This is a genomic window from Rhizobium terrae, assembly GCF_003425685.1.
GTDB lineage: Bacteria > Pseudomonadota > Alphaproteobacteria > Rhizobiales > Rhizobiaceae > Neorhizobium > Neorhizobium terrae.
The window spans coordinates 327,755-352,092 of sequence record NZ_QJKM01000001.1 but is presented as its reverse complement, the minus strand read 5'-3'; the positions used below and the strand labels follow the sequence as shown (position 1 = coordinate 352,092).

The window sequence follows — 24,338 nt, the reverse complement described above, 5'->3', positions numbered from 1 at the left end:
AGGAATCGTCCATGTACAACAGCACCGATCCTCGCGCCTCGCTGGCCACCGCCAAGGCGGGGCCGGCCGCTACGGAATTCGCCGCTGCAGAATATTTGAGGTTCTATGAGATGGAACCTCAGGAAAACGACGCCAACGGCAGAACCTGGCTCGGGCGTGGGCAGAACTTCATCATAGCGCATACGGAAGCCATGCCGGGCGCTGCCTTCTCCAGAAAATCGCAGGCCGACGAATATGTCGTGCTCCTGCCCGACGCGAAGTCTTCGGCAACCATCGCCTGGAACGGACGGACGGAAGCCGTCTCCGGTTATTCGATCGCTTTCGTGCCGCCGGGCGACAGCACGGTCACAATGCCCGATGGAGGGCGCGTGGTCCGCATGTTCTCCACCCGCTCGGAGGATCTGGCCGCGGCCTGCGCGAATGCGGGCGCCTATGCCGCGCACCATCCCAATATTCCGCCCTTCCAGCCCTGGCCGACGCCGAAGGACGGATATCGCGTGCGGAGCTATTCGCTCGATGTGCCGGATGAACCGGGTCGCTTCGGCCGCATCTGGCGCTGCACCACATTCATGGTGAACGTCTTGCCGCAGGAAAGGGGACCGCGCGACATCACGAAATTGTCGCCGCATTACCACGACGATTTCGAGCAGTGCTCGCTGGTGCTTGAGGGTTCCTTCACCCACCACATCCGCTGGCCCTGGACGCCGAACCTGAATGCATGGCGCGCCGACGATCACGCGCTGTGTGCCTCGCCGTCGGTCACCGTCATCCCGCCACCGGCAATTCATACCTCGCGCGCCATGGAAGCGGGTGTGAATCAGCTGGTCGACATCTTCTCCCCACCCCGGTTCGATTTCTCCGAGAAACAAGGCTGGGTACTGAACGCCGACGACTATCCGATGCCTGGTGTTCCAGGAGCGGACAAGTGAGTGCGGTATCAGGGCTGGACGGTAAGGTCGTCCTCGTGACGGGTGGATCGCGGGGCATCGGTGCGGCGATTGCGCGCCGCTTCGCCGCGCTCGGCAGCCGCGTCGTCATCGCCTACAAATCCGATCACGAAACAGCGAGAAAGCTCGCGAATCAACTGGCAGGTCCGGACCGCAACAGCATCGCGGTGCGTGCCGACGTTGCCGATCCGGGTGCCGTCAACGCCCTGGTGGCGTCCGCCGTGCAGCAGTTCGGCGGGATTGATATCCTGGTGAACTGCGCGGCCATCGGTCCGTATCGCCCGCTCGGCAAGATGGACGCTTCCTTCGTCAGGCAGATATTGGATACCAACGTCATGGGCACCGTGCTCATGACCGAGGCAGTCCTGCGGCACCTGCCGTCGCCCGGCGGCCGTATCATCAATTTCTCCTCGGCGCTGGCATTCAGGCCGATCCCGACGAGTTCGGTCTATTCCGCATCCAAGGCCGCGGTGTCCACGCTGACCCATGCCTTCAGCAAGGAAGTCGGGCCGAAGGGCATCACGGTCAATGCCGTTGCACCCGGCGTGATCGAGACCGACATGACCACAAGGATACTGGCCGAAAGGGGAGACCAGATTTTGGCTGCAACGCCTCTCGCCCGGATCGGCCAACCGGACGATATTGCCGGCGTCGTAACCTTTCTGGCGTCGCCGGAGGCCGGCTGGATCACGGGCCGCACCATCATCGCCGATGGCGGGGTCACGTGACCATTACGGGGAATACATCGCAGTGACGTGGGCCGCGACGAGCTCTTCTATTCCCCGGCCAGCGTCACAACGAGTGATGGCATTGGTGACTATCGCTGAGATGACGGCCTAGGAATATATGGCAATGTGTGGCATTCGCGCCGCTGAATTCGTTCAAGAGCCGGAGCCGTCGTTCCAAACGGCGGCAGGACGCGCGAAAATCGCGCTTTGGAGCCGGGGGCGCGCGGTCATCTTGATCATGGACGGGCGGGAATACGAATTCCGCTTCGGCGCGACATTGACCGAGGCAGACGCGCTCGCGCTGCTGAGCGAACATGCCGTGCCGGTCGTGAGGGAGGATTTGGCCAGGACTGTGGTCTTCTCGATCGCCGCCGTCTGTCTGCTCGCGCTTATATTTCTGTACCTTCTCGCCTGAAACCATAGAGCGGAGGCGAGGGTAAATCGACCGATGAGCAGTCTTGCGCAATGAAAGTCACCGGCACGTCGCGCGGGAGAGCTTCCATGGCGGCGTTGTCGGCAAAAGCATTGACAAGGCGCTTGATGCAGGCGCCGCTCGATTGACTTGGCTCTCAGAGAACTCGGTCGCAATCTTCGAATGCGACGTTGATGCAGAGCGCCGTGGCGGCAATTGCCATCCCCGGCCAGACCATCAGCATTGGGCGGTCGAAGATGAATACGCGATATTCGAACAGCATCGAGCCCCAGTCAGGTTTCGACGGGTCCGCACCGAGTCCGATGAACGCGAGCGAGGCATAGGCAATGATCGCGAGGCCCACCTGGTTTCCCGTATAGGCCAATATCAACGGCAGTGTGTTGGGAAGAAGGTGCCGGGTGATCATGCCGGACGACGAGACGCCAAGGCTTCGTGTCGCGAGAATGAAAGGCTGGCCGAGCACGCGCTTGCTCAGCGAATGCGCGAGCAATGCATGCGGCCCGATGCCGGCAAGGCCGAGCGCCAGGCCCGCGCTCAAAGGCGAGAGGCCGAATATCGCCGCGGCCGAAAGGGCGACGACGAGCGTTGGCACCATGATGAAGAACTCGCAGCAGCGCAGGATCGTCGTCTCGCGCCAGCTTCCGAGGATTGCCGCGGCAGTGCCAAGGAAGGTGCCGGCCGTGAAACCGATGAAGCCGACCGAGAGGATGACCCAAGCGGTCCGCGAGCCGCCGGCCATGATGCGGGAGAGAAGGTCGCGCCCGAGATGGTCGGTTCCGAGAAGATGCTCCGCCGTCATGCCGGAATGACGAGCAAACATGTCCACGGCATCGGGATCATAGGGCTGCCAGAAGCCGCCAAGGATCAGGAAGACCGCGAGTGCCGCGGGCAGACAATAACGGAGCATCAGGCAAGCCGGGGATCGAGGAGGCGCATGGCGAGATAGGCGCCGCCGTTGACGATCAGCATCCAGACGGCGATCACCATGACATATGCCTGCAGCACCATCTGGTCGCGTGCGGCGATGCTCTGTACTAGAAACTGGCTGATGCCGGGCAGGCCGAAGAGGATCTCCATCGTCGCTGTGCTGCCGATCACCCAGCCTGCTTCCGAACGTACAGCGGCCAGCAAAGCATAGATTGCGCCGCGATGTCCGTGCCGCCAAAGCGCCTGTCTTTCCGACAGGCCCTTGGCAAGCGCCGTGCGAAAATGCGGCTGCGCGGCCGTTTCCGTCAGATCGCGGCGGTAGACCCGCGCGAGCACGGCGACCGAATGCAGGGCAACCAGCAGAACCGGCAGAACGATTGCCGTCCAATCGTTGGCGAACGGCCTGATCCAGCGCAGCTGAACCCCGAGTACCCAGTGCAGGACAAGTCCGAGCCAGAACCCCGGTACGGCCTGGACGAAGACCGAAAGTGCCCGGCTGAACCGGTCTGCCAGGCCCCTTGGATATGCCGCCGCGAAAAAACCGAGCGGGATTGCGAGGACGATGGCGAGCGCCAGCCCCGCCATGCCCAGCGAAAGCGAAACCGGCAGCCTCTCCACAAATTCCGCGATAACCGATTCTCCCGTCCGAAACGACCGGCCCCAATCGCCTGTCACGAAGTTCGCCAGCCAGCGGAAGTAGCGGGGTAACAGGGGCTGATCGAGCCCCCATTGCACCCGCAGTGCGGCGACGGTCTCGTCTGTTGCCGGCAGGTTCCAGACACGGATGGCAATCGAGACCGGATCGGCCGGCATCATGGTGATGATGGCGAAGGAAGCAAGCGAAACCGCGAACAGGCCCGTTAGCGACCGGATGCCGAACCGAACCAGATTCATCGCGCCTGCTTCGCCTCGCCGATGTCGGCGCGCAGGACGTGATAGTCGGACCCCCAGGGTTCGTAATTCCTGAGTCGCTTCGACATGCCGACATACCATACCGGCGAGACCAGGAAGGATGCCGGCGCATCGGCAAAGAGCTTCGCCTGCGCATCGAGCGCGATCGTCACGCGCTTGACCGGGTCGCCTTCGGTGGCGAAGCGGTCGAGGATCGCGTCGAATTCCGGTGACGCATATTTCGCATAATTGAGCGACGCGCCGCTGCGCAACATCGAATTCAGAAAGAAGGCCGGGTCGCCGCTCGGGGCGGTATGTTGAGCCCAGAGCGCGATGTCGAAATCGCCGGCCGAAGCGACCTGCTGGATGTTTTCGACCACCTGCGTGTCTGTCGCCACGCCTATCCTGGCGAGTTCCGCCTTCACGACGGGAAGCATGGTCACGAGATCGGGGCGCTGGGGATAGGTGATGGCGAGGAGGCGAAGCGGCTTGCCGTCCTTCTCGCGCATGCCGCTCGCGCCTTTCTTCCAGCCGGCCTCATCGAGCAGGGCTGCGGCTTTTGCAAGGTCGGTCGGTCGCGCCTCCTTGCCGGCAAATGGGAAATAGGCCGCGTATGCGCCGCTGGCCGGCTCGCCCCCATTGATCGCGGCGGCCAGTTCCCTGCGGTCGAAGGCGAGATCGAGCGCCCGGCGCACCTTGACGTCGCCAAGCAGCGGACGAGCGGTGTTGAGGAAAGCAAGATATTGATAGCCCACGGGGAAGGACTTGATCGTCAGGTCCGGACTGGCCTTGAGGCGGCTCACGACTTCCGACGGCAGGCCGAAAGCGAGGTCGAGTTCGCCGGATTCCAGCGCCAGCGTCATCGTCTGTGCATCGCCGAACTTGTGGAAGTTCACCGGCGAACGCTTGTCCACCCCCGGAAAACGAGCATTCGGTTCGAGCGTGATGGAAGCGTCTGTCTTGAAAGCTTCGATCCTGTAAGGTCCGGTAAAGACGGCATTGCCGTCGCTCGCCGGCTTGTAGGCGATCAGCGGCCATTCGGCGAAGAGCGCCTGGATGTAAGGAACCGGCTTTTCGGTCTTCACCTTGAGGATGAGGTCGTCGATTGCCTTGAAGGTCAGTTTGCCGCCGGTCGCGAGCGCAGCCTTGTTGTTGACGAAGGTATTTTCGAAACCGGCCGCCAGCGCCTTGGCGGCGACCGGCGTGCCGTCGGAGAACATGCGGCCGGGCTTCAGCGTGATCGTCCACGTGAGATCACCTGTGCGCTCCGCCTTTTCGGCAAGTTCGGGCACGAGCCTCCCGTCCTTGTCGACGGTGAAGAGATTTTCTCCGACGCCGTGGCTGACCAGCGCCCAACCGTTCGATCCCTTGGCTGGATCGGTCCCGCTGGTAATATAGGTGGCGCCGACGCGAAGCGGTTCGGCGGCGACGGCCGTTCCTGCGGCGGCTAGGGATGCGGCTGCAAGCCAGGCGCTTACCAGTTGCGACATGAATTTGGGCGGCAATTCTCTCTCCTCAGTTCTGTTTTGGTGGGGCGCGAAGCCGCTGCTTGCGGCCCGTCGGGTAATAGGCGAAGTCCTCGACGACATGGCCATCGAGGAGATGTCGGGTAATGATCCGGTCGACTGCTTCTTCGTTGACGCCGCCGTAGTAAGTGCCTTCGGGAAAGACCTGCAGGACGGGTGCCAGATTGCAGGGGCCGAGGCAGGTGGACTTGGCGGTCATGGTACCGTCGCCGGTTACTCGCAGCTTCCGGCGCTCCTGCTGGTTTCGCAGATGGTTCCAGATCACGTCCGCGCCAGCTGAATTGCAGGCGCCGCCGGCGCAGACGAGAACACGTCGCTTCTGAGGTGGAACGAGAGAGCCTTCAGCGATGGACGCCCTGCCAAGCGATACGTCGATTTCTTCTTGGGTTTCCAGTAGGTTGCGGATGAGCGGCATCATCAGGGCGCTGGAGGCGATATCCCTGGCGATCGACAGTGCCGGCCATTGTCGTTCTTCCGATGACTTCCAGCGCTTCAGCGATTTCGTCAGCCAGATATGAAAACTCGGCTCCATCGGCAGGACGAGAGGCACGATGACGATGCCGTCGAGGTTTTCGTCAAGCAGGGCGGACAGCGCTTCGCGAAGGGATGGCGTGCCTTGTTCGGTAAACGCGAAACGAACAACGGTCCCGGGCTGGAATGCCGTCACGAGATCCGCGAGCCGCTGCATCTGCAGATGCGGCGCGGCAGCGAAGGCGGACTTGGCGATCAGCAGGATCGCGCGCCTGAATGCGACGTCAGGAAGGTTACGGTCTGCGCTCACTGCCTCAATCTCGAAAATGCGAGGAGGCAGCAAAAATGACGGCGCACCCAGATCCGGAAAACCACCGGAAATCAATGCACCTTCATTCCTGTGGCACACCCCGACCACGGAATTCTCTTCTGTCAGGCAGGTCTCCTGGCTCGCGGGTCAAAGCCTTCATCGCCCGTCTTCCCGGCATTTCTGCCAGTGACATGTTGGACGAACGGCTCACCGCTCACAGTTGCGGGACAGCTCCGGTTTCGCACCGGATTCCCTCTTAGCTTCCGCCAACGACGGAAGAACCATGACGCCAGAGAACCTACACTGCCCATACCGGCTGTCAACCGGCCTCATTTTTTAAGGCTCTCATGCCGCCCGGCGGTCCCAGCTTGCGAAGGGATCGGGCAGGTTGCGCCATAGTTCAGGCATGAAGACGAGACTGTCGATCAGGCAGGTGTCCAGCTCCGCACGGATCTTTGCCTCGTCCATCGGGTCTGCGCCGATGAAGACGATCTCCTGCCTCCGGTCGCCCCAGATGGGATCGAGGTAGGGCTGCATCGTCTGCAGGAATTGCGGATCGCGCGGCCACTCTTGCTTCGGCACAGAGGACCACCAAAGCCCCATCCTGCCGGTGCGCACCAGAGCGCCCGCCTGGCTGATCTCGCCGACGTAATGCGGCCGCGTCGCCAGCCAGAAGAATCCTTTCGCTCGCACCACACCGGGCCAGGAGCGGTCGATAAACCGCTGAAAGCGCATGGGGTCGAAAGGTTGTTTCGCGCGGTAGACGAAGGAGCGAATACCATACTCCTCCGTTTCCGGCACATGGTCTTTGAAACCGTGCAGTTCCTTGAACCACAGGGGATGCGTCTCGGCCTTGGCGAATTCGAAGCGGCCGGTGCCGAGCACCTCCTTGAGCTCCACCCTGCCGAAGTCTGTCTCGATCAGCCTGGCATCCGGGTTGAGTGCGACGATAATCTTGCGCGCGGCATCCCGCTCGCTCGGTGTCGCCGTTTCGATTTTGTTCAGGACAACCACGTCGGCGAATTCGATTTGCTCGACCAGAAGATCGACCAGCGTCCGGTTGTCGCCGTCGCCCGCCGTTTCGCCGCGGTCGGCAAGGAATTCCGACGAGCCGTAATCCCTCAGCAGGTTGGCGGCGTCGACCACCGTCACCATGGTGTCAAGCTTTGCGACATCGGAGAGGCTTCGGCCGTTCTCATCACGAAAATCGAAGGTGGCCGCTACCGGCAAGGGTTCCGCAATGCCGGTCGATTCGATCAGCAGGTAGTCGAACCGGCCCTGTTCGGCGAGTGCCCGCACTTCCTGCAGGAGATCGTCGCGCAGCGTGCAGCAGATGCAGCCGTTGGTCATTTCGACGAGCTGTTCCTGTGTCCGTGACAGGTTTGCGCCGCCATCTCTGACCAGCGCCGCGTCGATGTTGACCTCGCTCATGTCGTTGACGATGAGCGCCACCCGCATCCCGTCGCGATTGGCAAGGATGTGGTTGAGGAGTGTCGTCTTGCCGGCACCGAGAAAGCCGGACAGGACCGTGACGGGAAGTTTTTTCATCATTCTCACCCAATCTAGATGACATAACATTACGAACGTAAATAGGTCGCCGCCTCATGCGATATGTTATTACGTAACACGCTATTTCGCGATTGTAATAACATTACATGTTCGGTCGCTGTCAATCCCCGAGGATGCGATGAGCCAAGCCGATCCGCGACTTCTTCGAGGTGATGCGTCGCGTTCGGCGAGGAGAGGCGGAGATGGCGGCCGCGCTTGCGTATCTCTCAGTGACACGCAGCTCTTCAAGAGCGAGGATCGATCAGCGGGACATGACGCCGAAGGGCGATATAGAGCGTAAATCCGGATCCACCGTGCCCGCAGCCCTGGCCACGTGACCGTGGCTCATGCTGTATCCGTAGTCGAGCACGCGCACGCCGTCCATGATAAAGAGCTGTACCTTATCCAAGCCAGGCCGCAGAGCGCCGGTCACGGTGATCGTCTCGTAGATCTTGGAGATACGAAAGGGCTCATCCGAGACGACATGAACCAACTGATTGGGCGGAGGAGGGGCGCTGTGGCTGCACGCCCCCGCCCAAGGAACCAGCATGAATTCGTAGACGAGATCACCGTCCTGGTCGATCGGGAGGATGAACCCGGTTAACGCAACGGTGCGTGTTTCGTCACGCCATGCAAGCGTTTCCCCCTGCAGACGGTTTGAAGCCATGCCGGGCAGGGGCAGGTCGGCATCGGATTGACCGGCAGGTCTAAGTGCATTCCATTGAATGAACTGCGGCCCCGCGAAGGTGTCTGATGCCGCACAGGCAAAGCCCGCCGCGATCGCTGCGGATTTCAGGAGGCGAAGCCAGACTCTCATCACTGCCTCTCCATGAGCTCGATACTCGAGTGAGCTTTTTCGCCCTCGGCGTCTGAATGTTACGCCCAAGACTGCTCGATCGTCAAAGCTGTCGTTCGGAGTGATGACAAATTTCTCGCCAGGCTTCACGGCACCTGTTTCCGTTTAAATATAGCGGGCGGAAATGCCGATCCTGCAGACCTTGCGCAACTCTCATGGAGGTATAAACGTCTTCCGCATCGAACCTGCGATCCACGGCCGCTTGCCGCGAAAGGGTTCGCGCGAGACGGGAGCCTTGGCACCCATGCCACGGGGCGGCACGTACACGTTCCGTCTCTAAATGCTCTCGGCAGCGGCAGGTAGTTCCGGAGGCGCGGTTCGGCGACATGAAGGATTTTGGATTGATAAGATGAGCGGATGCTGTTCGGCAGTCAGCCGAAACGATGGAAACGGGGGATCGGGCGAGGCTGCGGAGATTGTCTCGCGCGGCAGGGCCGGCGAGGTTATTGCGGTCACGGGTGGTGAGACCTTTGTCGGAACTCACGAACCGATTCTGACTGTCGATGGTGAAGGACCGGAGCGCCGGGTCACCGTCAACGATTTCTTCCTGGAGGCGGAAACCGTCACTGTCGCCCGCTTTGCCGAGTTCGTTGCTGCGACGGGCTATGTCACTGAATCGGAAAAATTCGGCTGCGCTGCGGTCTTTGCGGGCTTGCTACAGGACAGCAGGCTGATTGCCGAGAACGTTGCTCAAACACCTTGGTGGGCTCGGGTCGACGGAGCAGTCTGGAACATGCCGGAAGGCCCTGGAAGTTCGATCGAAAAACGCATGAGCCACCCGGTGACGCAGGTTTCGTGGAACGATGCCCTTGCCTTCGCGGCGTGGGTCGGCGGCCGTTTGCCGACCGAGGCGGAATGGGAGCACGCGGCACGCGGCGGCAACCGCCGGCGCCGTTATCCCTGGGGCGACGAGGAACCGACCGACGAAAACGTCTTCTGCAACATCTGGCAGGGCGGCTTCCCGCACCACAACACGCTGGCCGACGGTTTTTTCGGCACCGCGCCGGCACGCAGTTTCGCGCCGACCGACGACGGATTTTATAATCTCGCCGGCAATGTCTGGGAGTGGACGAGCGATCCATTCCGCATCCGCTCGCTGTCGCGTCCGGCAAAGATGCGCAACGAACAGTCGAAGAAGCATGCCGACAAGGTTCTCAAGGGCGGATCGTTCCTCTGCCACAAGAGTTACTGCTACCGCTACCGGATAGCGGCCCGCATGGGCCTATCGCCCGACAGCGCCTCCAGCAATACCGGCTTCCGCATCGCCTACGATGTCCGGCCGACAGAGCACGGAAGCGTTTGACGACCGTAGAAGAGCCAACGTAGGTGAAGACTGGCGCCTCCGGATCGGATCCAGCCAAGGCCAGCGATCTTCGTCCGTCAGCAGCATGCTCCGCGACATCTTCTCGACACCGGCATCAGGAGACAGCCCGTCGCCTTGGCGAATTGCGGGCCGCGCAATTCGGCCAGCCGCTTTCCGGTGGGACGACGTGCCGCATCCGCTTACACCATCACGACGACCGCCTAGGTTTTTCGTTCCGGCTCGCGATTTCCCCGGGCCGTGGTCACCATGGCAGGATCTGGCCATTGTAGTTGTAAAAAGCTCCCGTCTGGTGCGGGCCGGACTCTTCTATCACGCTGCGCATGCGCTCGACGCTCGCGGCAACCGATAGGCCGCTCTCTCCCGCGGCCGCGACCTTGCCGGGATGTATGCCGATGACGCAGATCTGCCGTGGCCCCAGATCAATCGCAAAATTCTTCATCACCATATTGAGGCCGGCCTTGCTGGAGCGGTAAGCATAGGAACTGCCTGTGTTGTTGAGGCTGATCGAGCCCATTCGGCTGGAAATGAATGCAATGACCTTCTGCTCGCTACGTGCCACGTGCTCGACGAATGCGTGGGATACCACGAAAGGAGCAATCAGGTTCACCTCCAGCATCCTGCGCCAGAGTTGAATATCCGTTTGCTGGAGGAGGTGGTGCGGGCCGGGAATGCCGGCGTTGTTGATGAGAATGTCGATTTTCTGCCCCTGGAGATCGCCGGCAAGCCGCAGGACGGCTTCTTCATCCGTCACGTCGAGCCTGACGATTTCCACATTCGAGCCGAATTGACGCCTGGCCGACAGCTGTTCCGGATGGAGGCAGGTCGCAATCACGCGATCGCCCTTGCTCGCATATTGTTGTGCGAATTCTTCGCCAAGGCCGCGGTCGCAGCCGGTAATCAATACGGTGGCCATGGATTGCTCGTTCGATTCGTATACATGCATTTGGTAACGGTTCCATTAATTCCGTCAAGGCGCAGTTTTTGTTGACTAATCAATGAAGAATCCTTAGATATTTTTGATGGAAGCGTTTTCATTTTTACTGGAGCGATACATTGAAGCAACCCATGTCGCGCCGCCCGAAAATGGCCGATGTCGCGCGCATGGCGGGCGTCTCGGTCACGACTGTTTCGCGCTCTTACAACGAGCCGGACGCGGTTTCGGAGAAGATCAGGTTACGGATCGCGGAGGCGGCACGCACGCTGGATTACGTCCCGAACGTGATGGCGGGCAGCCTCGCGGCAAAGCGCAGCAAGGCGGTCGCAGTCGTCGTGCCGACACTCAACAACTCTGTTTTTGCGCTGATGTTGGAGGAACTGAGCAAGGTCCTCAATCGCCAAGGTTATCAGGTCATGCTGGCGTCCAGCGACTATTCTGCGGAGCGCGAGGAGGAGCTTGTGAAATCGCTTCTCTCCTGGTCTCCGGCGGGCATCGTGCTGGTCGGTCGGCATCATTCGCGCGGCACGCTGCGGTTGCTGGTCGAAGATGGCCTGCCGGTGGTCGAGGTCGGCGAATATCTGCAAGGTGCGATCGACAGTAATATCGGCTTCTCGCATCGGGATGTCGGCCGCCACGTAGCAAGGCATTTCGCGAACCTCGGCGTGCGCAGTCTTGGGCTCGCACTCGTAGCTCTTCCCGGCGATCATCGGGCCGCTGATCGTGGCGCCGGATTTCGTGACGTTGCGCGGGAAGAGGGCCTTCACCTCGAAGAGTTCGTCCTGCCGGAACGGGCATCCTCGCGAGGAGGTGCCGCGGCGCTCGCCGACCTGATGCGTCGGGTCGCGCGTCCGCAGGCGATCTTTTTTTCGAACGACATGGTTTGTCTCGGAGCGCTCTTCGAGGCGGGTCGCCTCGGCATTCGCGTGCCGGAGGATCTGAAGCTCTGCGGTTATGGGGACTTCGATTTTGCAGCGACCTCGTCGCCATCCTTGAGTTCCATCCGCCCGCCGGATCGAGAAATCGGCGCGCAGGCCGGCTTGCTTCTGCTGGAAAGATTCCGGGGCGAGGGCGTCCCGGTATCGATCAATCTCGGCTTCGAACACATCGTGCGCGCTTCCGGCTAGATCGGGGCCCGATGTCCGAAGTCGTCAATTCATGGAGGAAAAGTTGGCAAAGCCCCAAAAGCGCCCGAACATCATTTTCGTCATAACGGACCAGCAGCGCTTCGACACGATCGCCGCGGGCGGCTTTCCTTACATGCAGACGCCGACCCTCGACCGCATGGTGAAGGAGGGGACTTATTTTCGCCAGACCTATGTGACCTCGCCGTCCTGCGCGCCGTCGCGTGCGAGCCTCTTCACCGGCGTTTATCCCCATACCAACGGCGTGTTCCGCAATGACGAACCCTGGGCGTTCAGCTGGGTCCAGCTGTTGGCGGAATCTGGTTATCGCTGCGTCAATATCGGCAAGATGCATACCTCGCCGTTTGAGGATTCCTTCGGCTTCCACGAGCGGCACGTGGTGGAGAACAAGGACCGTGCGACAGCCCGCCTGCCGTTCTTTCTCGATCATTGGGACAAGGCGATCTGGGCGCGCGGTTTCGAGAAGCCGAGCCGCGTCACCTATCGCCGGCGTGAGGATTATCGCTCCTCGCTCGGCGCGTTCGTATGGGAACTTCCCGAGGATCTGCATTCGGACAATTTCGTTCCCGAATTCGCGCAGATGTGGCTTGATTCGTATACGGGCAAGGAACCGTTCTTCCTGCAGGTCGGCATCCCCGGGCCGCATCCGCCCTACGATCCCACGCAAGAATATCTCGATCTTTACGCGGATGCCGAACTGCCTGAGGCGATTCTCAGCGACGAGGATATCGCCGCTCAGCCCGCCGCGCTCCGGAAGTTGCGCGAGCAGCATCTTGCCGTCGATCACGATGCGGTGGTCCATCTGCCCAATCCGACAAGGGAGCAACTTCGGCGCCAGCGGCAGCATTATTTCGCGAATGTCTCAATGATCGACGCCCAGATGGCAAAGCTCATCGCGGCGGTCGAACGGCGCGGCGTGCTCGAGGATACGATCATCATCTTCACCTCCGACCATGGCGACAGCCTGAACGATCACGGCCACAGCCAAAAATGGTCGATGTACGAGCAGAGCGTCCGTGTGCCGGCGATTGTCTGGTCGCCGGGCCGCGTGGCGGAGGGCAGGGTGGTCGACGACCTTGTCTCGCTGTTCGACTTCGCGCCCACCATCCTGGAACTCGCTGGCCTAAGCGTCCCGGCCTGGATGGAGGCCCAGTCGCTTGTGCCGTACCTAAACGGGGAGGAATGCAAACCGCGGAAATTCGTGTTCTCGGAGCATGCCGGCGACCGCATCTTCAACGGCACGGAATTCATGACGATGATCCGCAGCCAGCGTTACAAGCTCGTCCATTTCGTCGACAGCGAAGAGGGGCAGCTGTTCGATATGGACAATGATCCGAAGGAGATCGACAACCTCTGGGGCGATCCGGCTCACCAAGGGATCAAACAGGAACTCGTCAACGAAATCCTGAAATGGCGGATCAGAGGCTCGCTTCGGACGCAGGGCTGGACACTTGCGAGCGTCAAGCTCGGCGCCGGTTCCGGCCGCACGCCGGAAAGCGCAGCTCGCCAAGGAGGTGAATAGCGGGGATAGGCATTCCGCAGAGATGGCCTCATGCAAAAAAGAGGCCTATGTGAAAACCGGAGCCGTCATGCATGATACCTTCGATGCCGCCGGCAATTTCCAAAAAGTTTCGCGTGGAGATCCTGCGGGGCATCATGCTTTTATAATGTGCTGCGTTGCGTGCTTTCCCGCACGACGAGCTGCCAGTCCACAATAGTGATCCTCGGCTCGGAACCGTTGATGCGGGCGACGATGGCTTCGGCGGTCAGCTTGCCGATCCGTTCCCGGTCAGGACGTATCGTCGTCAGAGAAGGCGTGACGCAGCCGGCTGCTTCGTTGTCTCCGAAGGCAATCACGCCGATATCCTCCGGCACGCGCTTGCCGAGCTTTTTCAGTGCACGGAGAACCCCGAACGACACGACATCACTATTGCATGCAATCGCGTCGATTTCCGGGTGGTGTTCCAGGAGTTCGGTGGCCAGCCGTTCTCCAAGCTCGGGATTGCCGCCCTGTTGCGCAGTGTGCTTGGTGATCTCGGGAAGTCCTGCGGCTGCTGCTGCTGCTTCCAGCCCGCTCAGGCGTTTTTGCGCGCGCTTGTCGTTTTCGCGGACGCTGCCGAGAAAGGCGATCCGTCGATAGCCCTGGGCAATCAGGTGATCGGCCTGGGCGGCGCCGACCTGCGTGTGGTCGAAGCCGACCGCCGTGTCGATCACGTCGCCGCCGGTATCCCACATCTCGATGATCGGAATGCCCGACGCTTTCAGCAGCTCGACGACCTTGGGAGGATGGTCGACCCCGATGATGGCGACCGCAGCCGGCCGCCAGCTGAGGATCGAGCGGACAAGCCGCAGTTCCTGGTCGGCATTGTAGCGCGTATTCGCCAGCATGACCTGCAGATCGCGTTCCAGAAGCGCGGATTGCAGGGAGTCGATGATGCTGGCGAATTCCGAATAATAAAGCGATGTCACGACGACGCCGACGATATCTGATCGCGTGCCGGATAGCCCGCCGGCAAGCCGGTTCGGCACGTAATTGAGTTCTTCCATGGCCGCGTTGATGCGACGGCGAAGCTCGACGCGAACCGTGTTCGGCGCGCGCAAGGCCCGTGAAACGGTATTGACCGAAACGCCGACCCGCTCCGCAATCGAGGCGAGGGTCGGGACGTTGCGCGCTTCCTTGTCGATAATATCGATCGTCATTCGAATTCAAAAATCCATCTGGGTGATCGTTGCGTTAACGTTCACTTTGTGCCATCGTTTTAGTGGCGAGGCAAGCGAAAGACCCGGAACAACCCCTTTCTTTCGTTTGATGGATTGTGCAGGCCGGCAAACGGCGGCGCGGAGGAGCAGAACCTATGGCTGAAAGGCCAAACATCATTCTGATCATGACGGACCAGCAGCGATACGATTCCATAGCAGCGCTGGGATTTCCCTATGCCATGACCCCCAACATCGATGCGCTCGTCGAAAAGGGCGTGGCGCTGACCAACTGCCACATCACGGCGCCGAGCTGCGTGCCTTCGCGGGCAAGCCTTTTCACCGGCTACTATCCGCATACGACGGGCGTTCTCGCGAACGGCCAGAAATGGCAGCGGACCTGGGTCGAGCAACTGCGCGAGGCGGGCTATCGCTGCGTCAACGTCGGCAAGATGCACACCATTCCCTACAATTCGGATTCCGGCTTCCACGAGCGCTACGTGGTGGAGAACAAGGACCGTTATATGGAAGGGCGCTGGTATTTCGACGAATGGGACAAGGCGCTCGCCGCCAATGGCCTCGTCAAGCAGCAGCGCGAGCTCTATCGCAAGCTTGACGACTACCGGGATCGGCTCGGCTGCTTCGACTGGGATCTGCCCGAAGATCTTCACTCCGACGCCTTCGTCGGCAACATGGCGAAATGGTGGGTGAACACCTATCCGCCGACCGAACCGCTGTTCCTGCAGGTCGGTTTTCCGGGGCCGCATCCGCCGTTCGATCCGCCGGCGCGCTATACGGAACCCTACCTCAGGCGCAACGATCTGCCGCTGCCGAGGCCGACGAAGGAAGAACTGGACTCGCTTCACCAGGAACTGAAGGACAAACGCCAGCACGACGTCGAGGTCGACCACGACTCCGTCGTCTGGAGCCTCGATCCGACACCGGACCAGATGCAGCGGCTCTGGGCGCATTACCTCGGCAACGTCACGCTGATCGACGAGAAGGTCGGCGAACTGCTGGAAGCGCTCAAGGAGCGCGGCTATCTGGAAGACGCCATCGTCATCTTCACCTCCGATCACGGCGAATGCCTCGGCGAGCACGGGCTGATCCAGAAATGGTCTATGTACGACATCGTCACCCGGGTACCGACCGTCATCTGGTCCACGGCGAACCGGTTCGAGGGCGGACGTGCGATCGACGGGCTCTGCCAGCTCTTCGACCTTGGCCCGACCATTCTCGAATATGCCGGCATCACGCCACCGAAATCGTTCGAGGCGAAGAGCCTCAGGCCGGCGCTTGAAGGCAAGGACTGGACACCCCGCGCTCATGTGTTCTGCGAACAGATCGGCGACGTCGCGATGGCCGGCGGCGTCGAGTTCATGACGGGGGTCAGAAGCGACCGATGGAAGCTCGTCCACTTCAAGGGCTCGACCGACGGCCAGCTTTTCGATCTCGAAAACGATCCGAAGGAGGTGAAGAACCTCTGGAGCGATCCGCTTTATGCGGAACGGAAGCGCGAACTCCTGGACGTGATGCGCGACTGGCTGATCGAGTCCAACTTCAAGACGCGCGACGTCATGGCGGGTGTCCGATGAGACTGCAATTTCACCAATGCGGACACGCTTTCGCGAGGGAGGCATGACCTTGTCAGTTTCAACGACCGAGGAAAAACCCGAACCGGTATCGCGTCCATCGTTGTTGTCGCGCCCGGTGGGAATGCTGGCGGTCAACGTCACCGCCGTAGTGGCCGGCATCATCCTCTGGGCCGCGGTCACCTCGCAGGGCGTCGTCGGTCTGCCGACACCGCTCGCGGTCGCCCGGCAAGCGGTTATCCAAGCGCAAAACGGACTTCTCTGGTCCGATGCGCTGGCAAGCCTCGGCCGCGTCTTCACGGGCTTTGCACTCGGCATCGCCGTGGCGATCCCCATCGGTTTCCTGATGGGCTGGTATCGCATCGCCCGCGGCGTCATCGAACCTTACGTACAGTTCTTCCGCACCATCCCGCCGCTCGCCATTATTCCGCTGGCGATCGTCACCATGGGCATCGACGAGACGCCGAAGATCTTCGTCATCTTCCTGGCGTCGTTTCTTTCGAGCGTCGTGGCGACCTATCAGGGTGTAGTCAATGTGGACAAGACGTTGATCAATGCCGCCCGTGTCCTCGGAGCCAACGATTTCGTCATCTTCCGGCGTGTCATCGTGCCGGCGTCGCTACCCTATATCATGGTCGGAGGCCGTATCGGCCTCGGGTCGTCATGGGCGACCGTCGTCGCGGCCGAACTCATCGCGGCGCAATCCGGCCTCGGGTTCCGCATGCAGCAGGCCCAGCTCTATTACGATCTTCCGACTATCTTCGTCAGCCTCGTCGCGATCGGCGTTCTCGGCCTCGTCATGGACCGTATCGTCATGGCGCTCGATGGCGTGCTGACCGCCTGGCAGGAAAAACTATGAGCATCAAAATCTCGTTCCAGAACGTCGCGAAGACGTTCAATATTGCTGGCCAGACATCTTTCAATGCGCTCCAAGGCCTCAACCTCGATATCGAGGACGGCGAGTTCATCACGGTAGTCGGCCCGTCCGGCTGCGGCAAGTCGACGGCCATGAACATTGCGGCCGGCCTCACCAACCCATCATCCGGCCAGGTTCTGGTCGACAGCATCCCGGTCAAAGGCCCCGGTCCCGAGCGTGGCGTAATCTTCCAGCAATACGCACTCTTCCCGTGGCTGACAGTCCGTGAGAACGTCGAATTCGGCCTGCAGATCGCAGGCCATCCGAAGGCGGAACGCCGGAGGATCGCCGATCATTTCATCGGCCTCGTCGGCTTGAGCGACTTTGCGGAGTCCCTGCCGAAGACGCTGTCGGGCGGCATGAAGCAGCGTTGCGCGATCGCCCGTGCCTACGCCGTGAACCCGAAGATTTTGCTCATGGACGAGCCGTTCGGAGCACTGGATGCTTTGACCCGCGTCCAGCTTCAGGATCAGCTGCTCGCCACTTGGGAAGCGGAGCGGCGTACCGTCATGTTCATCACCCACGACGTCGACGAGGCGGTCTATCTCGCAAGCCGTGTCGTCGTCATGGCCGCCCGCCCGGGCCGGCTCCACAAGATCGTTCCGGTCGATCTGCCCTATCCGCGCACCGAGGAGATGCGTCTTTCGCCGGAATTTTCTGCATTGCGCAACGAGGTCTGGCGGTCGGTCTATCACCCCGCCGCGGCTTGAACGTTGCTGCCAAAATCGGCTGTTAAAAGGAGGAATGAACATGCTGACGAGACGTAACCTCATGAAGACGACAGCGGCCGTCGCGGGCGCGAGCGCGTTTTCGATCGGCGGAAAGGCGATCGCCCAATCCGCCGACATGACGATCGGCTACATCGCCGATTTCCCGAATGCCAGCGTGCTGGCGATCGCCCAGGATCAGAAGCTTTGGGAAGCCGAAGGCATTACGCCGTCGGTCAAGGTGTTCACCAACGGCCCGATCCAGATTCAGGCGATGGGCGCCGGCAGCCTGAATTTCGGAACGATCGGTCCAGGCGCCCTCTGGCTGCCCGCGAGCGGCCGCGCCAAGGTGATCGGCGTCAACGATATCGGCTTTTCCGACCGCGTCATCGTCCAGGGCAATATCGGCTCGATCAAGGATCTCAAGGGCAAGAAGGTCGGCGTTCCGCAGGGTACGTCCGGCGACATGATCCTGCGCATGGCGCTGACCAAGGCCGGCATGACGATCGGTGACATCCAAGTGGTGCCGATGGATCCGGCAACCGTGGTTTCCGCGTTCACCTCGAAGCAGATCGACGGTGCCGGCATCTGGTATCCGCTGATCGACACGATCAAGCCGCGTGTTCCGGATATGAAGGAACTCGCCTCCAATCAGGATTTCTATCCGCAGACTTCGTTCATCAACACCTTCGTCGCCCGCAACGAGATCGTTCAGCAGAATCCGGATCTCGTGAAGAAATTCCTTCGCGTCATGAAGAAGGCGATGGATTATCGCGCGGCCAATCTCGATCGTTCGATCCAGATCACCACGGCCTTCCTCAATGCGCCGGCGGATGCGACCGACAAGGTCGCCCGCAGCCGCAAGATGCTGACGAGCAAGGAGCTGGACGCCTTCACGAAGGATGGCACCGTCAACAAGTGGCTGAGCGACTTCAACAAGATGTTCCAGGAATTCGGAACGGTGAAGGACCCGCTGCCGCCCGAGCAGTTCTATACGGGCAACCTCTTCGTCAACGCCTGAGAAAATGCCGGCCGGTGGCAACGCCGGCCAATTCAAAATCGCGCATCGGGTGCACCGGCATAAGGGTCTATCGGGCTCTTGCGGTTCCACGGGGTTCGGCCCATCAGGGCCTCCAGTACGGCCTTCTGCATCGCTTCGTGGGTCGAATAGGCATTGATATAGGCGGGCATTCGCGGCGCGTCGTACAGATAATAGGGGAAGCCGAAGGAGATCATCACCGTCGGCAGCCCCGTCCACGGGCGCTTCATGGCCGCCCGGAAATCACCGTGGAGTGAGAGCCAGTCGAGGAAGATGCGCCCGCGCGTCAAAAGCGTTTCCTCGCCGAAGAGATAGAGCACAAGGTCTTGTCCCTCCGTATCGAGCGGTGTGCCGTAGCGATGAAGGGTGATCGCGAAGCCCTCGTTTTCGAGCATCGTCGGCAGTTCGAAATCCAGCCGGGCGCTTCGCATGGGCTCGACGATCCCGCCCGACACGACGAGGATGCGCCGGTGCTTCGCGGGGTCGAGGGGCAGGGTAGCGTGGCGATCCTTCACCAGTGTCGGGGCACGGGCGAAGGCATCTTCCGCCATCTTCTTTGCTGCTCTATCAACGATATAGGCCGGCATCCTGACGTCTTGATGCAGCCCAAGCGAGGCCTTCAGAGCGAGGACTCGGGTAACCGCATCGACAAAACGTTCCGCGGTAATGCGCCCGTCATGGACCGCATCGCGAACTGCGGCGATTTCCATCTCGGGATCCGAGGAGAAGAGCACCATGTCACAGCCGCTGGCGATGATCTCGACCTTTGCTTCACGTGCCGGCATGACGCTCGAAAGGCCCGCCATTTCACTCGCGTCGGAAACGATGAGGCCGTTGAAGCCAAGTTCGCCTCTCAGAAGATCGAGATTGAGGGCTTTCGAAACCGAAGCCGGCAGGTAGGCTTCTTCCTCGGCCTGCACGTCGCGTTCAAAGATGTAAGCCGGCAGCGCGATGTGGGCCGACATCACCGATTTGACGCCTTGATCGATGGCGGCCTTGTAAAGTTTTCCGAAGCTGGCGCGCCATTCTTTCATCGAGAGCGGGTTGATCGTCGTGACGAGATGCTGGTCGCGTTCGTCGTAACCCTCACCCGGCCAATGTTTGACCGTCGCCGCGAGGCCGAGGCGCTGGAAGACACGTATCTGCGCCAAGGCGTGGCGCTCGATGAGTGCCGGGTCGGAGCCAAATCCTCGGGTTGCGACGATCGGGCTGCGGAACGCCGCATTGATGTCGAGGACAGGGGTGAAGGACCAGTTGATACCGACGGAGCGGGCCTCGCGTGCCATGAGATCGGAGATCGCTTCGGTCAGCGAAACGTCGTCCACGGCCGCGAGGGCCAACGGGTTGGGAACGGCCGTGCCGAAGGGCAGGCTCATGCGCGAACCTTCGAGATCGGCAGATACCAGCATTGGCACGTTGGCCTCGGCCTGAAGTGCAGCCATATGCTCGCGTTCTCCCGCGCCGTCGGCGTTGAAGAAGCGGGTGATGCCGCCGGGCTTCAGATGCCGGATGCGGGCGATCTCCGTCTGCCTGTCGGTGCCGCGGGAGTTGAGATTGAAAAGCTGCGCGGCGCGGGCCGTTTCGTCGAGAGTCCGGAACATGCGCTCCACCCAGGCGACGGCCTCGCGGTCGAGATCGAAGGGAGCCTTTGTCAGATGATTCAGTATCAGTTGCATGATGTCTCCAATCGGACCGATATTCGGCGACGCTCAGCGGGAAATCGGATGCGGCTGCTGCTGGGTCGTGCTGGCTTTCTGCTTACCCATCTGCCCTTCGGCATCGAGCCTGCTCAGGTCAAAGATGATGTTGGTCGGCTTGTAGGTTCCATCCAGGCGTTGCGCCAAATAGTCGGATGACTGCCTGAGGTAGGTATCGTCATCGTCATGGAGCGCACGCACGTTGGCAAGCGAGATGTCGGGAAATGGCGGCAACCAGGTCAGGGCATCGAGCGCCTGCAACTTGATGCGCGGGTCGGATGCCGCGCGAAGGATCTGCGTTATCTCGCTCACCCAGTGACGGGCATCCCCGGCATGGCCAAGCGCCTCGGCAAGCGGGATGCAGACCTGCGGGTCCTTCTCATTCTCGTAGACGGTCTCAAGGCCATCCGGCAGCCGCTGTCCCGCAGAGGAAAGCATCAGCAGCCCTTTGGCGGCCCAATGACGCATCACCGGCGAAGAATGCGACAGCTTGCTCAGAAAGACCGGCGAATTCTTCTCCTTTCGGCCGGCGGCCGCGAGGGCAAGGTCCATGATCTCCGGGAGCGGGTAAAGGGTTTCATCCCGGCTCGCTTCCCATGTTTCCACCGGGCTGTGTTCCGGGATGAAGCCCGTGTCGCATATTGCATGCATATGCTCATCCAGCGCAGCGCGATGATCGTCGATCAGGGCTTTGTACGCCGGGTCATCGACGAGATTGATCGTGGCGTCGGGGTCGGATCGGAGATCATAGAATTCTTCGGTCGCCTTCTTCCGCCAGAACTGCTCCTGTGCAGGATTGAGAATGCCTGTCAGATGCGCCGTTTCATAGTCCTGGTAGTGCGCGCCGAGCCACTCGTAGGCGACATATTGCCCGAGCGGACGATGCGGCGTGTAGTTTCGAATATAGCGGTACCGCTCCGAGCGGACGGACCGGCTGAGGTCGTAACGTTCGCCCATCCGGTCGCGACCACTGAAGGCGTATTGCCGCGGAGCGGCCCTTGATCCCAGCAGCGGGACACCGTGCAGCCCTTCAGGCATGTCCAGATCGGCAATCGCGAGGAAACTGGGGAAGAGGTCTACCAGCGACGCCGGAGCGCTGACGCGCGTCCCAGGGGCATGTGGCGTCAGTTGGCGCCATTTGCGCGGAACGCGGATAATCAGGGGTACCCGGAGGCCTTCATCGTAGAGATAGCGCTTGGAGCGTGGCAGGGCGGAACCGTGGTCTGAAAAATAGAAGACGATGGTATCGTCAGCGAGGCCGTCGGCCTCGAGGTCGAAGAGATGCCGGCCCAATTCGGCATCCATGCGTGCGATGGCATTGTATTGCCGCGCCAGGCTCTGCCGCATGCCCGGGGTGTCGGGTACGTAGGATGGCAGGACGACGTCTTCGGGTCGTACGGCGCCAGGCTGGTCCTTGAAGGTGCAGGACTCGTGGGTAGTCATGCAATTGAATACGGCGAGGAAAGGTTTGCCGTCGGGTCGGTTGCGCCAATGGGCCGATCTGCCGGATTCGTCCCAGATCTCGGCCGGGTCGATATCGCAGTTATAGTGGGTCTTGGCATTGTTGGTGCAATAGTAGCCGGCTTTCCGCATTTCGGCGGGATATGTCAGGAACTCCCCCGGAAGCTGCGCCAAGGCCTGCATGTGCTGTGCTCTGGGGCAGCTTTCCGCGTGACGGCCTGTCAGAATGGCGAAGCGCGACGGGGCGCAGACAGGCGAGGTGCAGTTGGCGGTATCATAGACGACGCCGTCGTGTGCCAGCTGATCGAGATTGGGCGAATGCGCCAGGCGATCGCCATAGGCGCCGAGCCGGGGCGGACAATCCTCGCTTACGATGCACAAAATGTTCGGCCGGTCAGCCATCCCTCGTCCTCCGCCGTTCTTTGCCAATTCGATAACATCGCCAAAACGCGGCGAGGACTGACAAAAGACGCGCGAGCGATAAACAAAATGCATCATGGGCGGGGACGCGAGGTATGAGTTCGATCTATCGCTCAAGCGGTTCTTTGCATTTCTCGTTAATCGCGCCGAATGATATCCCGTGCATGGGAGAAATGCCGGTCGTGGGTTCGATGAAGGCCGCGGCCGAGCAGGACACCAAGGGAGGAAATATGCGTAGTATCGTGTTCGCGGCGGCTGCCGCGGCAATGGGTTTGGCTGCAGTGGTTTCGCCGGCCATGGGACAAGTCGCAAACGACGACAAGACACTGGCGATCGCGGCGATACTCGACAACAACAGTTTCGATCGCGCGCAGCTGATGATCGCCAATCAGATGCAGTTTTGGCAGCCCGTCCTGGACACGCTCCTGGTCATGCAGCCTGACGGCAAGGTTGTTCCCAATCTCGCGACGGCCTGGTCGTACAATAGCGACAACAGCGTCCTGACCTTGACGCTGCGCCAGGGGGTGAAGTTCACCGACGGCACACCCTTCGACGGCAATGCGGTCAAGGCCAATCTCGACTATCTCAAGAAGGGCGCCGGCCAGAACAGTTTCATGGCGGCACTGATTTCCGACGTGGAAGTGGTTTCCCCCACCGAGGTGCGCATCAACCTCAGCGAGCCGGACCCCAGCCTGATCGACAACCTGACCGTGGTCGGCGGCGCGATGGCCTCGCCGGCCAGCCTCGGCGTCAAGAGCTTCGCGAACAACCCTATCGGCTCGGGTCCCTATATCTATGATGCCTCGATTTCCGTTCCCGGCCGCCAATATGTCTATAACCGCAATCCCGATTATTGGAACTCGGGGGCCTTCCCCTTCGATCGCGTGACGATCACGCCGATCAATGATCAGGTCGCCCGCCTCAATGCTCTCAAATCGGGTCAGGTCGACGCCGGTCTCGGAGAGGCGCGAACCGTGGCGGACGCCGAGGCCAATGGCCTTGTCGTGCAGCGCAACGACGTCAATTGGCTGGGCTTCATCATTGCCGACCGCGAAGGCAAGATTGCGCCGCCGCTTGCCGACGTCCGCGTCCGCAAGGCCCTCAACATGGCCTTCGACAAGGCCTCGATCCTCAAATTCGTCGAGTTGGGCTATGGTCGCCTGAGCGATCAGATTTTCCCCACAGGCAGCAGCGCTTATGTGCCGGAACTCGATAAAGTCTATCCGTATGATCCGAAGGCTGCGCGCGCCCTTCTGGCGGACGCCGGATATGGCAAGGGATTTGCCTTGGTTCTTCCGGAGCTTGCCAATTTCGCCAGCTTCAATCCGATCGTCGAGAAGCAGCTCAAGGATATCGGCATAACGGTGCAATGGGAGAAGGTCGCGCCGAACGCGACCATACCTGAGCTGAGGTCCGGCCGTTATCCCGCTTATGTTTTCCAGTTCGGCTATCAGGGCTCCTGGACCGAATACCAGAAGTTCGGTTATCCGAATGCCGCGTGGAATACGTCCAAGGTCAAGGATCCTCAGTTCCTCAAGATGCTCGACGCAACGCAGCACGCAGTCGGCGACGCACAGATCAAGGGCTACAAGGATCTCAACCGTTATATGGTGGAAAATGCCTTTTTCGCACCTTGGTACAGGCGTGACACCATCTATCTGACGAACAAGCAGACAGTCGTGAAATTACATCCCACCAACGCGGTTCCACATATCCGCGATTTCTCGAAGGCGAAATGAGCCACCCTCCCGGCTCATGACCTTCATCGA

21 protein-coding genes and 1 riboswitch are annotated in these 24,338 nt (G+C 60.9%); of the genes, 11 read left to right on the top strand and 10 right to left on the bottom strand.

Annotated elements, in window-relative coordinates; all coding sequences use genetic code 11:
* The first annotated feature begins 11 nt into the window (after positions 1–11).
* The 3 genes from DMO26_RS01510 (at position 12) to DMO26_RS01500 (ending at position 2,090) form a co-directional block, all read left to right on the top strand.
* Positions 12–929: a cupin domain-containing protein gene (locus tag DMO26_RS01510; protein ID WP_117190240.1), complete on the top strand. Its 918-nt coding sequence runs from the start codon at positions 12–14 to the stop codon at positions 927–929.
* Positions 926–1,675, top strand: a complete 750-nt coding sequence (locus DMO26_RS01505) for an SDR family NAD(P)-dependent oxidoreductase (protein WP_117190239.1) — start codon at positions 926–928, stop codon at positions 1,673–1,675. Before DMO26_RS01510 ends, DMO26_RS01505 begins: the two co-directional genes overlap by 4 nt.
* Before the next feature lie 124 nt (positions 1,676–1,799).
* Positions 1,800–2,090 carry a hypothetical protein gene (locus DMO26_RS01500; protein WP_117190238.1) on the top strand — a complete coding sequence of 97 codons (291 nt, stop codon included), beginning with the start codon at positions 1,800–1,802 and terminating at the stop codon, positions 2,088–2,090.
* A gap of 154 nt (positions 2,091–2,244) precedes the next feature.
* On the opposite strand, the gene DMO26_RS01495 is transcribed toward DMO26_RS01500, so the two are convergent.
* The 6 genes from DMO26_RS01495 to DMO26_RS01470 all read right to left on the bottom strand — a co-directional run bounded on the left by DMO26_RS01495 (position 2,245) and on the right by DMO26_RS01470 (position 8,598).
* A complete protein-coding gene (locus DMO26_RS01495; RefSeq protein ID WP_117190237.1) occupies positions 2,245–3,015 on the bottom strand; it encodes an ABC transporter permease in 771 nt (256 codons plus the stop codon).
* Entirely contained in the window at positions 3,015–3,929 is a 915-nt protein-coding gene (locus DMO26_RS01490; RefSeq protein WP_226951152.1) for an ABC transporter permease, read from the bottom strand. Before DMO26_RS01490 ends, DMO26_RS01495 begins: the two co-directional genes overlap by 1 nt.
* Positions 3,926–5,431: an ABC transporter substrate-binding protein gene (locus tag DMO26_RS01485; RefSeq protein ID WP_117190236.1), complete on the bottom strand. Its 1,506-nt coding sequence runs from the start codon at positions 5,429–5,431 to the stop codon at positions 3,926–3,928. The genes DMO26_RS01490 and DMO26_RS01485 overlap by 4 nt, the downstream gene beginning before the upstream one ends.
* Before the next feature lie 10 nt (positions 5,432–5,441).
* Positions 5,442–6,233: a (2Fe-2S) ferredoxin domain-containing protein gene (locus DMO26_RS01480; protein WP_117190517.1), complete on the bottom strand. Its 792-nt coding sequence runs from the start codon at positions 6,231–6,233 to the stop codon at positions 5,442–5,444.
* 108 nt (positions 6,234–6,341) lie between these two features.
* Positions 6,342–6,535, bottom strand: a riboswitch (cobalamin riboswitch).
* Between the two features lie 43 nt (positions 6,536–6,578).
* On the bottom strand, positions 6,579–7,784 hold the full coding sequence (gene zigA / locus DMO26_RS01475) for a zinc metallochaperone GTPase ZigA (RefSeq protein WP_162894664.1): 1,206 nt from the start codon (positions 7,782–7,784) through the stop codon (positions 6,579–6,581).
* A 259-nt stretch (positions 7,785–8,043) separates the two neighbouring features.
* A complete protein-coding gene (locus tag DMO26_RS01470) occupies positions 8,044–8,598 on the bottom strand; it encodes a DUF3299 domain-containing protein (protein ID WP_117190234.1) in 555 nt (184 codons plus the stop codon).
* A 388-nt stretch (positions 8,599–8,986) separates the two neighbouring features.
* Between DMO26_RS01470 and DMO26_RS01465 the strand changes: the two genes are divergently transcribed.
* On the top strand, positions 8,987–9,940 hold the full coding sequence (locus tag DMO26_RS01465; RefSeq protein ID WP_117190233.1) for a formylglycine-generating enzyme family protein: 954 nt from the start codon (positions 8,987–8,989) through the stop codon (positions 9,938–9,940).
* A 262-nt stretch (positions 9,941–10,202) separates the two neighbouring features.
* Here DMO26_RS01465 and DMO26_RS01460 read toward each other — a convergent pair whose 3' ends face one another.
* The gene (locus tag DMO26_RS01460; protein ID WP_117190516.1) at positions 10,203–10,874 is read right to left on the bottom strand and encodes an SDR family oxidoreductase; all 672 of its coding nucleotides are present in this window, start codon (positions 10,872–10,874) and stop codon (positions 10,203–10,205) included.
* Between the two features lie 140 nt (positions 10,875–11,014).
* Here DMO26_RS01460 and DMO26_RS01455 point away from each other — a divergent pair, with 140 nt between their 5' ends.
* On the top strand, positions 11,015–12,022 hold the full coding sequence (locus tag DMO26_RS01455) for a LacI family DNA-binding transcriptional regulator (RefSeq protein WP_226951151.1): 1,008 nt from the start codon (positions 11,015–11,017) through the stop codon (positions 12,020–12,022).
* A 43-nt stretch (positions 12,023–12,065) separates the two neighbouring features.
* Positions 12,066–13,562, top strand: a complete 1,497-nt coding sequence (locus DMO26_RS01450; protein ID WP_117190514.1) for a sulfatase family protein — start codon at positions 12,066–12,068, stop codon at positions 13,560–13,562.
* A 140-nt stretch (positions 13,563–13,702) separates the two neighbouring features.
* Here the strand turns inward: DMO26_RS01450 and DMO26_RS01445 are convergent, their stop codons facing one another.
* Positions 13,703–14,740, bottom strand: coding sequence for a LacI family DNA-binding transcriptional regulator (locus DMO26_RS01445; RefSeq protein WP_117190232.1), 1,038 nt, complete (start codon positions 14,738–14,740; stop codon positions 13,703–13,705).
* A gap of 155 nt (positions 14,741–14,895) precedes the next feature.
* Between DMO26_RS01445 and DMO26_RS01440 the strand changes: the two genes are divergently transcribed.
* The 4 genes from DMO26_RS01440 (at position 14,896) to DMO26_RS01425 (ending at position 18,973) form a co-directional block, all read left to right on the top strand.
* Positions 14,896–16,332 (top strand): sulfatase family protein, encoded by a 1,437-nt coding sequence (locus tag DMO26_RS01440; RefSeq protein ID WP_117190231.1) that lies wholly within the window; start codon positions 14,896–14,898, stop codon positions 16,330–16,332.
* Positions 16,333–16,453: 121 nt separating this feature from the next.
* On the top strand, positions 16,454–17,188 hold the full coding sequence (locus DMO26_RS01435) for an ABC transporter permease (protein ID WP_205421168.1): 735 nt from the start codon (positions 16,454–16,456) through the stop codon (positions 17,186–17,188).
* Entirely contained in the window at positions 17,185–17,955 is a 771-nt protein-coding gene (locus DMO26_RS01430; RefSeq protein ID WP_117190229.1) for an ABC transporter ATP-binding protein, read from the top strand. The genes DMO26_RS01435 and DMO26_RS01430 overlap by 4 nt, the downstream gene beginning before the upstream one ends.
* Positions 17,956–18,016: 61 nt before the next feature.
* Positions 18,017–18,973, top strand: a complete 957-nt coding sequence (locus DMO26_RS01425) for an aliphatic sulfonate ABC transporter substrate-binding protein (protein ID WP_162894679.1) — start codon at positions 18,017–18,019, stop codon at positions 18,971–18,973.
* 32 nt (positions 18,974–19,005) lie between these two features.
* Here DMO26_RS01425 and DMO26_RS01420 read toward each other — a convergent pair whose 3' ends face one another.
* Entirely contained in the window at positions 19,006–20,667 is a 1,662-nt protein-coding gene (locus tag DMO26_RS01420) for a glycoside hydrolase family 3 protein (protein ID WP_117190228.1), read from the bottom strand.
* A gap of 33 nt (positions 20,668–20,700) precedes the next feature.
* Positions 20,701–22,551 carry a sulfatase family protein gene (locus tag DMO26_RS01415; RefSeq protein ID WP_117190227.1) on the bottom strand — a complete coding sequence of 617 codons (1,851 nt, stop codon included), beginning with the start codon at positions 22,549–22,551 and terminating at the stop codon, positions 20,701–20,703.
* Positions 22,552–22,799: 248 nt separating this feature from the next.
* On the opposite strand from DMO26_RS01415, the gene DMO26_RS01410 reads away from it, so the two are divergent.
* Entirely contained in the window at positions 22,800–24,308 is a 1,509-nt protein-coding gene (locus tag DMO26_RS01410) for an ABC transporter substrate-binding protein (protein WP_117190512.1), read from the top strand.
* The last annotated feature ends 30 nt before the right edge of the window (positions 24,309–24,338 follow it).

Coding starts and splice junctions, on each gene's coding strand:
- DMO26_RS01430 (WP_117190229.1), top strand. CDS start 17,185: ATGAGCATCAAAATCTCGTTCCAGAACGTCGCGAAGACGTTCAATATT.
- DMO26_RS01425 (WP_162894679.1), top strand. CDS start 18,017: ATGAAGACGACAGCGGCCGTCGCGGGCGCGAGCGCGTTTTCGATCGGC.
- DMO26_RS01410 (WP_117190512.1), top strand. CDS start 22,800: ATGCGTAGTATCGTGTTCGCGGCGGCTGCCGCGGCAATGGGTTTGGCT.
- DMO26_RS01460 (WP_117190516.1), bottom strand. CDS start 10,874: ATGGCCACCGTATTGATTACCGGCTGCGACCGCGGCCTTGGCGAAGAA.
- DMO26_RS01440 (WP_117190231.1), top strand. CDS start 14,896: ATGGCTGAAAGGCCAAACATCATTCTGATCATGACGGACCAGCAGCGA.
- DMO26_RS01495 (WP_117190237.1), bottom strand. CDS start 3,015: ATGCTCCGTTATTGTCTGCCCGCGGCACTCGCGGTCTTCCTGATCCTT.
- DMO26_RS01420 (WP_117190228.1), bottom strand. CDS start 20,667: ATGCAACTGATACTGAATCATCTGACAAAGGCTCCCTTCGATCTCGAC.
- DMO26_RS01490 (WP_226951152.1), bottom strand. CDS start 3,929: ATGAATCTGGTTCGGTTCGGCATCCGGTCGCTAACGGGCCTGTTCGCG.
- DMO26_RS01435 (WP_205421168.1), top strand. CDS start 16,454: ATGCTGGCGGTCAACGTCACCGCCGTAGTGGCCGGCATCATCCTCTGG.
- DMO26_RS01415 (WP_117190227.1), bottom strand. CDS start 22,551: ATGGCTGACCGGCCGAACATTTTGTGCATCGTAAGCGAGGATTGTCCG.
- DMO26_RS01470 (WP_117190234.1), bottom strand. CDS start 8,598: ATGAGAGTCTGGCTTCGCCTCCTGAAATCCGCAGCGATCGCGGCGGGC.
- DMO26_RS01465 (WP_117190233.1), top strand. CDS start 8,987: ATGAGCGGATGCTGTTCGGCAGTCAGCCGAAACGATGGAAACGGGGGA.
- DMO26_RS01500 (WP_117190238.1), top strand. CDS start 1,800: ATGTGTGGCATTCGCGCCGCTGAATTCGTTCAAGAGCCGGAGCCGTCG.
- zigA (WP_162894664.1), bottom strand. CDS start 7,784: ATGATGAAAAAACTTCCCGTCACGGTCCTGTCCGGCTTTCTCGGTGCC.
- DMO26_RS01445 (WP_117190232.1), bottom strand. CDS start 14,740: ATGACGATCGATATTATCGACAAGGAAGCGCGCAACGTCCCGACCCTC.
- DMO26_RS01510 (WP_117190240.1), top strand. CDS start 12: ATGTACAACAGCACCGATCCTCGCGCCTCGCTGGCCACCGCCAAGGCG.